This window comes from Halomonas citrativorans (genome assembly GCF_900163645.1).
In the GTDB taxonomy this organism is placed as follows: domain Bacteria; phylum Pseudomonadota; class Gammaproteobacteria; order Pseudomonadales; family Halomonadaceae; genus Vreelandella; species Vreelandella citrativorans.
Genome location: NZ_FUKM01000057.1, coordinates 17,361 through 31,949, shown reverse-complemented (window position 1 = coordinate 31,949; position 14,589 = coordinate 17,361). Strand labels below are relative to the sequence as shown.

Genomic DNA, 14,589 nt, shown 5'->3' with positions numbered 1-14,589 from the left:
CATTTAGGCGTTCAGTCCGCCAAACTTACCGGCCTGATAATCCTCGACCACCTGCTCGATCTCTTCGCGAGTATTCATCACAAACGGCCCGTGAGAGTAAACCGGCTCATCGATGACATCGCCATGACCAAACAGCAGCTGAGCGTCGCTTGCGGCTTCAATCACAATGCTATCGCCCTTCCGGTCCAGTTCAACCAGTTGATGGGGGTTGGTGGGTTCACCGCTCACCGTAACGTCGCCACTCACCACATACAGAAACACCTGTCGCCCAGCGGCAACGGGCAGTTGCTCGCGCGAACCGGCAGACAGATTAAGCGTCGACATAAACACATTGGTTAACGTCTCGATAGGGCCGCTTGTATCGCCCCACTCCCCGGCGATCAGATTCAACTCACCGCCACCTGGTAGCGCAATTGTCGGAATTGAATCCTGTTGAAGGCCCATATAGCGCGGTTCGCTCATTTTCAAACGCGCAGGCAGATTGATCCAAAGTTGAAGGATTTCCAGCGGGCCACCGTCACGCAAAAACTCAGCGGGTGAGATTTCCGCATGCACAATACCGCTGCCCGCCGTCATCCACTGCACGCCGCCTTTATGAATCACGCTCTGATGCTTGGCGCTATCGGCATGGGCAAGCGAGCCTTCCAGAATAAACGTCACCGTTTCAAAGCCACGATGCGGGTGCGGGCCAAACGGCAAGCCTTGATTATTGGCGGGATAAACCTGCGGGCCGTGATGATTCAAAAACAGAAAAGGGTCCAACTGATCAAGACCCGGCCCAGGCAATGGCCGCCGAGTGACCAGATCACCAATATCATCGCGGAGGGCTGAGTGTTGAGCGATAACACGGCGAACAGAGCTTACGGATGAGTCCGACATAAAATACTCCTTAACAATTACCTTTAGCTTAAAACCTAAGCTAATGAATGAGGAGCGAATAGTTTTCTTTGGATCATTCCAGGAAATTGATGGGTGCTTATCTACGTATCGGCTAATGCTTGACGGCTCATGCCTTCTTCAAGCGGTCAGTTTAGCGGCGGCTTACGCTTATATTTTCACAGGTAAAATTGCTATTGTTGAGGCCGACCTAGTTGCCATCTTTTATTACGCCTGAGGTTAAGCCTATGACTGAGCAGAACCCAGCGGCCTTTAGCGACCTTGTTAGCGCAATTACCCAGCAGATAGAACAAGCACGCGGACAGGTGCGCCAAGCCGTCAACACAGCCATGGTGCAAAGCTACTGGGAAATAGGCCGCTTGATTATCGAGCATGAGCAGCAAGGCAACAGCCGTGCGGAATACGGTAAGCAGCAGCTACAGCAGCTCTCGCAACAGCTTACCGAGCGGCTGGGTAAGGGCTTTGATGTGCGCAACCTACGTAATATGCGCCAGTTTTATCAAAACTATCCAAAACGGAACGCAGTGCGTACCGAATTGAGCTGGACCCACTACCGCACCCTGTTACGGGTGGAAAATGCTCAAGCCCGCGACTGGTATTTGCAAGAGACCATCAACCAAAGCTGGAGTGCGAGAGCTCTAGAACGCCAGATTACTACCCTCTACTACGAGCGCCTGCTAGCCAGTCAGGATAAGGCGCTGGTAGAACAGGAAGCAAAAGACAACACCCAGCCGCTGGCGGAAACCACCAAGGACTACCTGCGCGACCCTTACATTCTGGACTTCCTTAACCTGCAGGATAAAACCTACCAGGAAAGCCAGTTGGAACAGGCCATTATCAGTAACCTTAAGCAGTTTCTGCTGGAACTAGGCAAAGGCTTTGCCTTTGTGGAGCGCCAGCAGCGCATCCGCTTTGACGACGAAGATTTCTACATCGACTTGGTATTCTATAACTTCAAGCTGAAGTGCTTTTTACTGGTGGACCTGAAGCTCGGCAAGCTAAAGCATCAGGATATCGGCCAGATGGATACCTATGTGCGCCTATATGATGAGCAGCGTAAAGGCAGCGATGACAACCCCACTATCGGCTTGGTGCTATGCAGTGAGAAAAGCGAAGCCGTGGTGAAGTACTCAGTACTCGCTGACCAGAAGCAGCTGTTTGCGGCGAAGTATCTGCCGTACCTTCCCTCCGAGGAGGAGCTCAAACGTGAGTTGGAACGCGAACGAGCGCGCGCCATTGAACAGCTTCAGTAACAGACATCGAGAACGGGTGAATTAGTAGTAAAAGTACGCCAAACACCGCTGTCACCACATAGCGCCAAAATCAAAAGTAGGCTTAGCCAAGCATTCTCTATTTGATTAGTATAACTTTTGATTCTGCAGTAGCGACAAAGCCATATTACAAAAACGTGGAGAGTAAATTTAATGACATCACCCCATCCTCCCACCAATTTTGGCTTTTTAGCAGAACACGATGCACTGTTTGTCGAACTTGCCAGCGCCGCTGAGCATGCTTTTTCCAACGACCCCAACACCACCCTGATCAAGCTGCGCCTGTTCGGTGAGGCTATCGCCCAGCACATCGCCGCGCAATCGGGTGTCGAATTCGATGAGCAAACCTCCCAGTTGGATCTTCTTCTTCGTCTCGACAAAACGCTACATTTTGAGCCGGTCGTGCGTGAGCTGTTTCACACCCTACGCATTGAAGGTAATAAAGCCACGCATCAGTTCAGAACACAGCACCGGGAAGCCATGGAGGGGTTAAAGGTCGCCCGAGCTTTAGCAATCTGGTTTCACCAATCGTTCAGCCAGGCAGGCGTCCAGTTCAAGGCGGGGCCTTTTATTCCCCCCATCGACCCCAGCCGTCAGCTCCAGACACTGCACACCGATATCGAAAAGCTCAAAGGCGAACTGCAAGAAGCCAACGTACAGCTTGAATCCAGCCAGCAATTCAATGAATTGATCGCCCGGGAGCGAGCCGAGTATGAAGAACTGGCGCTAGCAATGGATGAAGAATCCCGCCAGAAGGCACAGGAAGCAAAGGATCACGAGCAGGCCCTAGCGGCCCAACAGAAGGCTTACGAGCAGAAGATCCAAACGCTGCAGCAGCAGTTATTGCAGCAGAATGCATCAAAAGTGTCTTCGCAGCGCGTGCAGGTCGCTCAACAGACTCAGGCCGCCAGCCAGCAGATCGTGCTCAATGAAGAGTTGACCCGCATTCTGATCGATCAACAGTTAGTGGAGGCGGGTTGGGAAGCCGACACGCAGATGCTGACCTACAAAAAAGGCGTCCGGCCCGAAAAAGGCGTCAATCGCGCCATTGCCGAATGGCCGACCAAAGGCAATGAAAAGGCCGATTATGTGCTGTTCCATGGCCTAACGCCGCTGGCAGTGGTGGAAGCCAAAAAAGAAAACACCAACGTCGCTGGTAAGATCGGCCAGGCGGAACGATACAGCCGCGGCATAACGATCACCCCACCGTTGACCGGCGCTTGGGAGCTGGCGGGCCGGACGGTTGCCTGGGCCGATGACGCCGAGGGGCACTACAAGATACCCTTCGCCTACTCTTGCAATGGTCGCCCCTACATTCCTCAGCAGCTCGAACAGTCAGGCACCTGGTTTCGAGATGTTCGCGAGCCTAGCCATCTCAAGCGAGCCCTCCAGACGTTTCATTCGCCCAAGGGGCTTGTAGATAAACTCAAGCGCAGCCAGGCTGAGGCCGAGCAGCAGCTGGCGCAGGAACCGTTTGGCTACCTTGGGCTGCGCGACTATCAGCAAAAGGCCATCGCGGCGACGGAAAGGCGTCTCTCTCAGGGCGGACGACAGGCACTGCTGGCCATGGCCACCGGGACCGGCAAAACACGCACGATCATCGGCCTGATGTATCGGTTCCTCAAGGCGGAGCGCTTCAAGCGGATTCTGTTTCTGGTCGACCGCACGGCGCTCGGCGAGCAAGCCTTGGGGGCTTTCGATGAAGCAAGACTCGAGCAGAACCAGACGCTCTCGACCATCTACAACGTCGCCGAACTTGGCGATATGGCGGCAGAGGCCGAAACCCGCGTTCAGGTCGCCACGGTACAGGCGATGGCCAAACGCGTCTTCGCCAGTGATGCACCGCCGCCGGTGGATCAGTTCGATTGCATCATCATCGACGAAGCCCACCGTGGCTACACGCTGGACCAGGAAATGACCGAAGGGGAGCTGGCGACACGTGACGCGCACCAGTACCTCTCCAGCTACCGGCGGGTGCTCGAATACTTCGATGCAGTAAAGATCGCCCTCACCGCCACGCCCGCCCGACACACCAGCGAGATCTTTGGCAAGCCGGTGTATACGTATTCTTACCGTGAGGCGGTTGCCGATGACTGGCTGATCGACCACGAGCCGCCCGTTCGCTATGAAACCCTGCTCACCCAGAAAGGCATCACCTTCGAGAAGGGGGAAACCGTTCACGTCGTGAATACACACACCGGTGAGCTTGAAAGCACCGAGCTGGACGATGAGCTGAACTTTGAGGTCGAGGCCTTCAACCGACGCGTTATCAACGACGACTTTAATCGTGTCATCTGCGAGCAACTGGCCAAAGAGCTGGACCCCTTCGGTGACGAGAAAACGCTGATCTTCTGCACCTCCGACCGCCATGCCGACATGGTTAAGCGCCAGTTGGATACGGCATTCAAGGCTCTTTACGATCGCGACTATTCGCAGGCCGCCGTCGAGAAGATCACCGGCAAGAGCGACAAGGTCGGGCAGTTGATTCGCCAGTACAAAAACGAACGCTATCCCAACATAGCGATCACCGTCGATCTGCTGACGACCGGTATCGACGTGCCCAAAATCTGCCATCTGGTATTCATGCGCCGGGTGAAATCGCGCATTCTTTACGAGCAGATGATCGGTCGTGCTACGCGGCGCTGCGATGAGATTGGCAAAACCGTATTTCGCATTTACGATCCCGTGGATATTTACGCCGCGCTGGCAGAGGTCAGCACCATGAAGCCGCTGGTCAAAGATCCCAACGTGACGTTTGAGCAGCTAACCCATGAGCTGACGGACCCGGACCGGCTTGAGCAGGCGTTGAATTCGCCTGGCGAGCAACCAGATGAGAGTCAGGCTCACGTGGTGCTCAGCCAGCTCAGCCAGAAGCTGATGCGGGTACTGCGTAAAGCAGAGAACACTGCCGAGCACAAACCAGCGGTACGCCAGAAGCTCGATGAGTTAGAAGCGCTGTGGGAAGTGCCACCTAAGTCACTGCATAAGCACCTGCTTGAGCTGGGGCCGAAAAAAGCGGCTGAATTTGTCCAGCAACATTCAGGGCTGGTTAATCAGTTGGCAGATGTGAAAGCGCTGATGGGCAGCGAGCGCATGCCGTTGATCTCCGAGCACGAAGATGAGATTCGCGAACGCACGCAAAGCTACGGCGTGCACAAGCGCCCGGAAGATTATCTGGAAAGCTTTGAAGCCTTCATTCGCGAGAACCTTAACGACTCGGCGGCCCTGGCGACGGTGGTCAATCAACCTCGTGACCTGACCCGCGAAGAGCTCAAACAAGTCCGCTTGTTACTGGACAATCACGGCTACTCCGAAGCCAGCCTGCAAACGGCGGTGCGCAACCAAACCAATCAAAACATTGCGGCCAGTATTATTGGCCATATCCGACGTGCCGCATTAGGCGAAGCATTAGTACCCTTCGAGCAGCGTGTGTATACAGCCATGGAGCGTATTTATACCCAGCACGCCTGGACGCCCGTGCAAAGGAAATGGTTGGAGCGCCTAGCCAAACAGCTAATACATGAAGTGATTCTCGACCGCGAGACGGTCAACCAGCTCCCCGCCCTGCCCGGCGGCGCCAAACAGCTTGATAAGGTGCTTGATGACCAGTTGGATAGCGTACTAGAAGAACTCAATGAGGCGATGTGGCCCCAGCGGCGAGCTTGAAGCGACGCCCTTAATAGCGTGGTATCAGGTTTAACGAGGTCAGTATTGGGCGCGAAACATACAAAGAAAATCGCATTTTCTTTGTATGTCCAAGCCACATGTATAGTTTTTTTGATTTTATATGCATGTACCCGAACGCCATGCTTGAACAGATCGCACAAAAAACGCAGAATCAACGAAATTTCGTTGATTCCCGAAAAATATGATCAAAAACCTGAGTTTTAAAAACTTCTATAGCTTTGCAGATGACACCGTTATCGACTTTGCCCTCGGCAAGAAGCCAACGCCTTCGGGGTACGATATTGACGTTGATGGTGAACGCTACAACAAGGCCATCGCAGTAGTCGGCGCCAACGGCTCGGGTAAAACGCAGCTACTCAAACCGCTGGCGTTCCTGCACTGGTTTATTACGGACTCCTTTCTAGGCAACGATCCCGAGCGAGACATTCCCATCAACGGACATGCACTCAATGGCAATGAAGCCAGCCGTTTCGAACTCGAATTCAGGGAAGGTGGAGCGGACTATCGTTATCAACTCGAACTCACATCCGAGGAGGTGCTATTTGAAGCGCTCTATGAGAAGACCAGCAGTCAGTACAGCTATCTCTTCAAGAGAGAAAAGACCGAAAAAGGATACAGTTTTAAACAGAAGGGCTTCCCCTTTCCAAAGGCACAGGCGGAAAAGCTGCGCGGTAACGTCTCATTGATCAGCGCTGCGTACAGCTATGATGTCGAGACGGCAAAGCCCTTTATCGATTTTTTCTCGCGTATCGAGACCAACGTTGTCAGTGTCGGGCGCCGCCACTTTCATCATGGTGCGCTAGTTCGTGCGGCAACCGCTTTTCAAAAAGATCCGGAGCTGCAGGCGCGCATGTCAAAAGCGCTAAGTGCATTTGACCTTGGGCTTGAAAATGTCGATATACGTAAGCTAACAGCCCGTGACGAAACCGGCCAGGAAGAAGAGATCTATTTGCCCTTTGGCACGCATACCACCGCAGATGGTCGCAGCTTTGAGCTATCGTTTTTCGAGGAGTCCAGCGGCACCCAGTCGGCCTTTGTGCTGCTCGAACCGATCCTGAACACGCTTCAAAACGGCGGTATCGCGGTGATCGACGAGATCGATAATGACCTACACCCGCACCTGGTGCCCCACCTGCTGGAGTGGTTCGAGTTCGAGCACACCAACCCCCACCAGGCGCAGCTGATCTTTACCTGCCACACACCGGAGGTACTGAACCTGCTGCAAAAGCATCAAATCTATCTGGTCGAGAAGCGCAACCAGCAGAGTGACGCCTGGCGGCTGGACGACATGACGGGGCTGCGCGCCGACGACAACCTCTACGCCAAATATATGGCCGGGGCCTTGGGCGCCACGCCGGAGCTGTGACCCGATGGCCAGAAAACACACCGCCCGAAAGCGCTCCCAGCACCAGGCCAGCCAGACCACGCTCCTGGTCGTCGGTGAAGGCCCAGATGATCAAGCCTTCATCAAACACATGCATGGCCAGCTGCGGGTCTCGCGAACCATCCGCCCGAAAATCGAAAAGCAGTCCGGCGGCTCACCGGGTAATATCATCGACAACGCCGCCAGAAAGTACGCTAGCCAGGATTTTGACCAGCGTTTTATCGTGCTGGATTCGGATATCGCCCTCTCGCAGCAGGAGCGCGACAGAGCACGAAGATACGGTTTTCGACTCATTCTCTGGTCCCCCATCTGCCTTGAGGGCGCGCTGCTTGAAGTGCTTGGCGAGCGCGTGCGTGACCATGAAACGGCCCAGCAGTTGAAAGCCCGGTTGCACCCCCAGCTGACAGGGCACCATACCGAGAAAGCCGCCTACGCGGTGCTGTTTCCCTATGAGGTACTGGAAGCGGCCACCAATCCATCCGTCGCCGAAGTGCGCACCGCACTCGCCGGACAACTCATTTAATGTCTCTTGCCATCCAGGCAGAGCCGAAAGGCTTGATTCATGACCAACAACGACATCGTCCAAAAACTCTGGAATCTGTGTGACGTACTGCGCGATGACGGCATCAACTACTCCGACTACGTGACCGAGCTGGTGCTACTGCTGTTTATCAAGATGGTTCACGAGAACACCGAGGCGGGCACGCTGAAAAAACACCCGTTGCCGGAAAGCTGCCGCTGGACAGACCTGAACAGCAAAGATGGCCAGAACCTGATCGAGACGTATAAGCGGGTTCTACTCGCTTTATCGACGGGCAAAGACAGTCAAGGCAAGCAAATACATAACGATCCATTAATCACAGCTGTTTATGCCGATGCACAAACTCGCCTCAGAGAGCCGCGTCATTTAAGACAGATGGTCGTAGCACTTGATCAAATCGATTGGTTTAGCGCTCAGCAAGACGGCCTGGGCGATCTCTACGAAGGGCTTTTAGAAAAGAACGCCAGCGAAACTAAATCCGGCGCCGGCCAGTACTTTACCCCGCGCCAGCTGATCGACTCGATGGTGCGCTGCCTGAAGCCGCAGGCCGGGGAAACCGTGCAGGACCCGGCGGCGGGTACGGCGGGCTTTCTGATCGCGGCGGATCGCTATATCAAGGACCAGACCGACGATTTGTTCGATCTTGAGGCCCGGCAGCAGTCATTCCAGAAACACGAAGCCTTTACCGGCATCGAGCTGGTTCCAGGCACCCGCCGCTTGGCGCTGATGAATTGCCTGCTCCACGGCATGGAAGGCGATAACGAAGGCGTGGTGCATCTAGGTAATGCCCTGGGCGATGCCGGTAAGTCCTTGGCTAAAGCCGATATCATTCTCGCCAACCCACCCTTTGGTACCGCAAAGGGTGGCGAGGCCAGCATTACCCGCGACGACCTGACGTATAAAACCAGCAACAAGCAGCTGGCGTTTTTGCAGCATATTTACCGCAATCTCAAACCCGGTGGACGTGCCGCCGTAGTACTGCCGGATAACGTACTCTTCGAAGCGGGCGTAGGCACTGAAGTGCGCCGCGACTTGATGGATAAGTGCAACCTGCACACCATCTTGCGCTTGCCCACTGGCATCTTCTACGCCCAAGGCGTGAAAACCAATGTGCTGTTCTTCACCAAGGGAAGCGCAACGGATAAATATCAGGACACCGGCTGCACCGACAACGTCTGGGTGTTTGATCTGCGCACCAACATGCCGAGCTTCGGCAAGCGCACGCCGTTTGGCAAGCAACACCTGGCCCCGTTTGAGGCGGTGTATGGTGACGCCCCAAACGGCCAAAGCCCGCGACAGGAAGGCGAGTGGTCATTTAACGCTGAAGAGATCGTGGTCGATACTGACGCCACTGAGGAAAATCAGAACGTCAGCGACGACCGCCTCGCTAAATCCCGCTGGCGCTGCTTCTCGCGTGAGTGGATTCGCGATACCAAAGGCGACTCGCTGGATATCAGCTGGCTCAAGGACAAGGACAGCGTTGATGCTGCTGACCTGCCCGCGCCCGAAGTGCTGGCGGCGGAAGCGATGAGCGAACTGGTGCAGGCGCTGGGTAAGCTGGACGGGCTGATGCGCGAGCTGGGGGCCGAGGAGGAAGCCGACGGGCAGCGGGTGCTGTTGAAGGAAATGATGGGAGGGGAAACAAATTAATGACTGACCAAGCATTTCCCCAGCAATGGCTTAATACACCATTGGAAAATGTCATTTTAAAAATTACTGGTGGCGGAACACCGAGTAAATCTCATCCCGAATACTACCGTGGCGATATTCCATGGATGAGCGTCAAGGATATGAATAAGCATGTCCTGAAAGATACTATTGACCATATTTCGCCTGAAGCGGTTAAAAACAGCAGCACTAACATTGTTCCCGCAGGCACCCCCATTATCGCCACACGAATGAGCCTGGGAAAAATCGTTGTAGCACACTTCGATTCGGCAATTAACCAGGACCTCAAAGCCCTCTTTTTACCATCAGAGATGCACCGCGATTACTTAATTTATTGGTATCGCTCTGTTGCTCACCAAATACAGCAGCTCGGAACGGGAACAACCGTCAAAGGGATACGGCTTGATGCCTTGAAGACGCTTGAGTTTGCGCTCCCCCCCCTCGCCGAACAAAAAGTCATCGCCGACAAACTCGACACCCTGCTGGCGCAGGTGGACAACACCAAAGCCCGTCTTGAGCGCATTCCCGAGATTCTCAAATGCTTTCGCCAATCCGTGCTGGCAGCGGCGGTGAGTGGGCGGTTGACGGAGGAGTGGAGAGGCTCAATCGAGAATCAATGCTTGGAATCTTTTGAAATACCAAAAAGCTGGACCGCCACTACCATTGGGGTGATGTTGCAGATGTGAAGGGCGGGAAACGTATCCCGAAAGGAGAAGGGCTTGTCTATGAGAACACCGGCTTTCCGTATATACGTGCTGGTCAACTTAAGGACGGTACAGTTATCAGTGGTGAGAATGGCAGAAATATCCAACTCTACATCACGGAATCTGTACAAAAGACGATAAGTCGGTACACAGTGAATCCTGGGGACGCTTACATCACAATTGTTGGTGCATCAATTGGTGACGCCGGTATTATTCCAGGCAGCCATGATGGCGCAAACCTCACCGAAAACGCCGCAAAAATAACGAATTTCAAAATTGATCTGAGTCCTAAATACTTAAGCGCGTGGTTAAGAAGCGAGTATCTTCAGCAATTAATTCGGCTAGAAACAAAATCCGCAGCCCAGGGCAAACTTGCATTGAGCCGTATTAAAACATTGCCATTTCCTCACCCCACAATAACAGAACAAACCGAAATCGTCCGCCGGGTCGATCAGCTCTTCGCCTACGCCGACACCGTCGAGCGCCAGGTCAATAGCGCCTTGGAACGCGTCAACCAGCTCACCCAATCCATCCTCGCCAAAGCCTTCCGCGGCGAGCTGACCGCGCAGTGGAGGGAAGATCATCCGGAGCTGATCAGTGGCAAGAACAGTGCCGAGGCGCTGCTAGAACGCATCAAGGCCGAACGGGCAGCGAAAGCGCCTACCAAACGCAAAAGGAAGAAGGCAACGGCATGAGCCAAGCAGAGACCTCTCAGCCCATGACCAAACAGTGGCTGCGCTACTGGCGCAACTCGCTGGCGGATGCCGAAAGCGGCCGCGGCGCGCTGACCAAAAAGGCGCTGGGGCAGACCGACTATCTCGAGAGAACGGTCTACCGAGACGGCCGCCTGCCCTCAAACCACCCGGTACTTCAGCGTCTCTTTGAGGAAGAGGATGCGTCGACCAAGGTGGTGCGGGTGGCGCTACGCCCGGCGGTGTACAAGGTATTACAGGAGCATGGAACGGAAAAACGGGCGCTCTACCCCGATGTCATCACGCCACTGATTTGCGGTTTATGGGTATCGCGCGATGGTCGCTTGATCCCTGCCGAGCCGCCGGTGATTCCCCGCGATCTGCTCGCGCCCCAGGCCGATGACCGCTTCACGCTGAATGATGTCGCCGAGCAGGACCGCTTCCTGAGCAAGAGCGAGCCACAAGTCTGGTCGGAAAGCGAGGCAATGGCGCTGCTTGAGGATCAAACGCTCGAGGTGCACGGCGAGCGCTGGCAACCGTACTACGAGCTTTCGCAGAAGCTATTCGACACGCTGTGCCCGAAGGAATTGCTGAAGGACGTGTTCGTAAGCGCCAACGAGGCGCGCATCACCAAAGTCGACGATCAGCTGGGTGCGGCGACCCACATCATCAAGCTTTATGACTGGCTGTCCACCACCGATCAAGCGTTGCCGCTACTGGAAAGCTACGCGCTTTCACACATCCAGACGTACCAGCCGCGCGTCGAGCCACTAGACAGCATGCCTCTCCGTCTGGGCCACGCCAATTCGCAGTACCCGCTGGCCATTGCGCAGCGCGATGCGCTGGCGCAGGTCATGGCAATGGAGGATGGCGAGATACTGGCGGTCAACGGCCCGCCAGGTACGGGCAAGACCACGTTCGTGCTCTCGGCTATCGCCTCGCTGTGGGTGAAAGCGGCGCTCGATGAGGCCGAGCCGCCATTGATCGTCGCGGCTTCGACCAATAACCAGGCCGTGACCAATGTGCTCGAAGCCTTTGCCAAGGATTTCGAGGAAACTCAGGACGCCTTCGGTGGGCGCTGGCTACCCGAGATCACCAGCTACGGCGGCTATTACTGCGCGCGCAGCAAGGAAGGCGAAGCGTCGAAGCATTACCAGACCCCGTCGTTTTATCGCGAGGTCGAATCGCCGGAGTATCTCGAGCGTGCCGAAATGGTGTTTGTCCAGCACGCCCGGGAAGCCTTCGACGATGACAGCCTCACCGGCGTGGACGCCGTTCGCAAGCGGCTTCATCAGCGACTGACAGAGCGCCAAGCCCAGCTTGATGATTTTCACCAACGCTGGTCGGGGCGGGCAACGCTTCAGGCACAGCTTGCCGAGCAACTGGGCGATGCGCCCGATCAGACGCTTGAGCGCGAGCAGGCGGCGATCATCGAACTGCAAGGCGAGTTCGACACCTTTGAGGCGGATCTCAAGCGTTGGCAGCACTTTTGTGCCGACGAGCCCATGTGGCTTTCCCTGCTTGCCGTGCTGCCGCCGGTGGCCAAAAAGCGGCGCATGCGGCGTGAGCTATTCATCAGCGAGCACCTGAGCGGTGAAGGGCAGCGCCTGATCGAGCAGTCGCCATCGGCAGAGGCTCCCGAGAATGCGCTGAAGGCAAGGCTCGATCAGCAGCGCGCCGCGCTGGACGAGAAGCAGGCCTTCGTTGCCGAATGCCGACAAACCATGCAGGCGATCGAGCAGGCCACAGCGGCACTGGAGGCGGCCTTTAGCGAACACGTCGGCAAACCGCTGCCAGCGACGTTCGACGCCTTCGATCAGGCGCTGGATACCACGCTTCGCTTCAATCTCTTTCAACTGGCGGTGCATTACTGGGAAGCGCGCTGGCTGGAAGCATGCGCCGAACGCGCTGACGAGCTGGCCGAGCAGACGGCCAAGGGCAAAGAGAAACAGGGGCTGGCTACCGTACGCCCGCGCTGGCGTCGGCGCATGATGCTGACCCCCTGCATCGTCTCGACGCTGCACTCGCTGCCGTCGCACATGATCCACAAGGTGTTCGAAGGCCCCGGGCAGTTTCGGCCTGATTACCTGATAAATGAAATTGATCTCTTGATCATCGACGAAGCGGGTCAGGTCGCGCCGGATGTGGCAGGCGCTTCCATGGCGCTGACCAAACGCGTGCTGGCGATTGGCGATGTCCACCAGATCAAGCCGGTCGCCACCCAGTCGCCAACGGTCGATGTGGGCAATTTATCCCATCAGGGGCTGCTTACCACCGTCGATGAGTACGAAAAACTGCGCGAAGGCGGCCGCTCGGTGGTGGACGGCAGCGTGATGCGGATTGCCCAACACGCCAGCCGCTACCACTACCTTGAACAAGCCGAGCCGGGCATGTTCCTGCGCGAGCATCGGCGCTGCCTTAATGAGATCATCGCCTACTGCAACGACCTCTGCTATCAAGGCTTGCTGCAGCCGTTACGTAACAAGCCCGCCACTGATACCAAGCTGCCACCCTTTGGTTACGTGCATGTCGATGGCCGAGCGGAGACGCCGCCTTCGGGGAGCCGCATCAATCGCCTCGAAGCTATCACGATAGCCGAATGGTTGGCCGATCAGCGCGAACGCCTGGAGGCCACGCATGGCAAGCCGCTGGAACAGATCATCGGTGTCGTCACGCCCTTCAAGGCCCAAGCCAATCTGATCGAGCAGGAGTGCTTGGCACGGGACATCAGGGTCGGCGATGGCGACGCAGAAATGACAGTGGGCACAGTACACGCCCTCCAGGGGGCAGAGCGCCCTGTCGTGCTATTTTCAGCGGTATATTCGCGCCATGACGATGGCAGCTTCATCGACAATGACCCCTCGATTTTAAACGTAGCGGTGTCACGCGCGAAGGATAGCTTTCTCGTCTTTGGCGACATGGACGTTATCGGCACGGCGGCTCACGGCACACCACGGCACCTGCTGGGCCGTTATCTCTTCAGTCACGAGGATAATGAGCTAGCATTCACAGCAAGCGTGGCGCGCCCCGACTTGCTGGCACTGTGCCAGACACCGCGGCTGATCAACGATGCAGAAGCACACGACCAGCTCATCAAGGATTTGCTTGAACGCGTACAGCATCAGATCACCGTGGTATCGCCCTGGCTATCGTTGGACCGTCTGGAACAGACAGGGTTGCTGGCGGCGTTGCAGCAAACGGCAGATCGAGGTGTCGGGGTAATGATCTATACCGACCATCATTTCAACACTACCCGCGCCAACAGGCCCGATGAGGAAAAAACGGCGAGCTTCGAGCGGTGCTGTGAAATGCTTGCTGCGGAAAAGATAACGGTGAATGTCGTCAACCAGGTCCACAGCAAGCTCGTCATGGCTGACAAGCATGTGTTATGCGTGGGTTCCTACAATTGGGCTAGCGCCGCACGGGAGGGGAAATACAAGAACATGGAAACCTCCATGCTGTATAGCGGTAACCTGGAAGAGGAAATAGAGCTCCAGCGTGAAGCGCTAAAGCAGCGTGTTCGAAAGCAATATCCCGAACCTGACTGATTCAAACAGGCTCGGCCCTAGCCGGGCCTGTTTCAAAATAACGTCCAAGCGAATTCATTTAGACTCCCCAACGCCAAGTAATCTCCGCTTTGCACGTGAATCTCGCGGCCCCATGAATCACTATCACCGCTCAATGATCATTATCAAAGCCGCCCAACCAGCTCGGTGCGGTTGGTGGCGTTGAACTTGCCATCACC

At 55.7% G+C, this 14,589-nt stretch carries 9 protein-coding genes; 8 read left to right on the top strand and 1 reads right to left on the bottom strand.

The features are described from left to right. Positions 1 to 3 precede the first annotated feature (3 nt). Positions 4 to 879 (bottom strand): pirin family protein, encoded by an 876-nt coding sequence (locus CZ787_RS13995; protein ID WP_087110260.1) that lies wholly within the window; start codon positions 877 to 879, stop codon positions 4 to 6. 245 nt (positions 880 to 1,124) lie between these two features. On the opposite strand from CZ787_RS13995, the gene CZ787_RS13990 reads away from it, so the two are divergent. From CZ787_RS13990 to CZ787_RS13960, 8 genes are all read left to right on the top strand, one after another. Further along, on the top strand, positions 1,125 to 2,150 hold the full coding sequence (locus CZ787_RS13990; protein ID WP_087110258.1) for a PDDEXK nuclease domain-containing protein: 1,026 nt from the start codon (positions 1,125 to 1,127) through the stop codon (positions 2,148 to 2,150). 171 nt (positions 2,151 to 2,321) lie between these two features. Beyond that, entirely contained in the window at positions 2,322 to 5,834 is a 3,513-nt protein-coding gene (gene hsdR / locus CZ787_RS13985; protein WP_087110256.1) for a type I restriction-modification system endonuclease, read from the top strand. A 202-nt stretch (positions 5,835 to 6,036) separates the two neighbouring features. Next, entirely contained in the window at positions 6,037 to 7,221 is a 1,185-nt protein-coding gene (locus tag CZ787_RS13980; protein ID WP_087110254.1) for an AAA family ATPase, read from the top strand. A 4-nt stretch (positions 7,222 to 7,225) separates the two neighbouring features. Beyond that, on the top strand, positions 7,226 to 7,762 hold the full coding sequence (locus CZ787_RS13975; RefSeq protein ID WP_087110252.1) for a hypothetical protein: 537 nt from the start codon (positions 7,226 to 7,228) through the stop codon (positions 7,760 to 7,762). 39 nt (positions 7,763 to 7,801) lie between these two features. After that, positions 7,802 to 9,430: an N-6 DNA methylase gene (locus CZ787_RS13970; RefSeq protein ID WP_087110250.1), complete on the top strand. Its 1,629-nt coding sequence runs from the start codon at positions 7,802 to 7,804 to the stop codon at positions 9,428 to 9,430. After that, on the top strand, positions 9,430 to 10,134 hold the full coding sequence (locus CZ787_RS18885; protein ID WP_176372228.1) for a restriction endonuclease subunit S: 705 nt from the start codon (positions 9,430 to 9,432) through the stop codon (positions 10,132 to 10,134). Before CZ787_RS13970 ends, CZ787_RS18885 begins: the two co-directional genes overlap by 1 nt. Next, positions 10,131 to 10,847 carry a restriction endonuclease subunit S gene (locus tag CZ787_RS18880; protein WP_176372227.1) on the top strand — a complete coding sequence of 239 codons (717 nt, stop codon included), beginning with the start codon at positions 10,131 to 10,133 and terminating at the stop codon, positions 10,845 to 10,847. The genes CZ787_RS18885 and CZ787_RS18880 overlap by 4 nt, the downstream gene beginning before the upstream one ends. Next, positions 10,844 to 14,392 (top strand): AAA domain-containing protein, encoded by a 3,549-nt coding sequence (locus CZ787_RS13960; protein WP_087110248.1) that lies wholly within the window; start codon positions 10,844 to 10,846, stop codon positions 14,390 to 14,392. The genes CZ787_RS18880 and CZ787_RS13960 overlap by 4 nt, the downstream gene beginning before the upstream one ends. Positions 14,393 to 14,589 lie beyond the last annotated feature (197 nt).

Bases quoted from the DNA above. Each gene is read 5' to 3' on its own strand.
- CZ787_RS18885 (WP_176372228.1), top strand. From the start codon at position 9,430: ATGACTGACCAAGCATTTCCCCAGCAATGGCTTAATACACCATTGGAA.
- CZ787_RS13960 (WP_087110248.1), top strand. From the start codon at position 10,844: ATGAGCCAAGCAGAGACCTCTCAGCCCATGACCAAACAGTGGCTGCGC.
- hsdR (WP_087110256.1), top strand. From the start codon at position 2,322: ATGACATCACCCCATCCTCCCACCAATTTTGGCTTTTTAGCAGAACAC.
- CZ787_RS13975 (WP_087110252.1), top strand. From the start codon at position 7,226: ATGGCCAGAAAACACACCGCCCGAAAGCGCTCCCAGCACCAGGCCAGC.
- CZ787_RS13970 (WP_087110250.1), top strand. From the start codon at position 7,802: ATGACCAACAACGACATCGTCCAAAAACTCTGGAATCTGTGTGACGTA.
- CZ787_RS13995 (WP_087110260.1), bottom strand. From the start codon at position 879: ATGTCGGACTCATCCGTAAGCTCTGTTCGCCGTGTTATCGCTCAACAC.
- CZ787_RS13990 (WP_087110258.1), top strand. From the start codon at position 1,125: ATGACTGAGCAGAACCCAGCGGCCTTTAGCGACCTTGTTAGCGCAATT.
- CZ787_RS13980 (WP_087110254.1), top strand. From the start codon at position 6,037: ATGATCAAAAACCTGAGTTTTAAAAACTTCTATAGCTTTGCAGATGAC.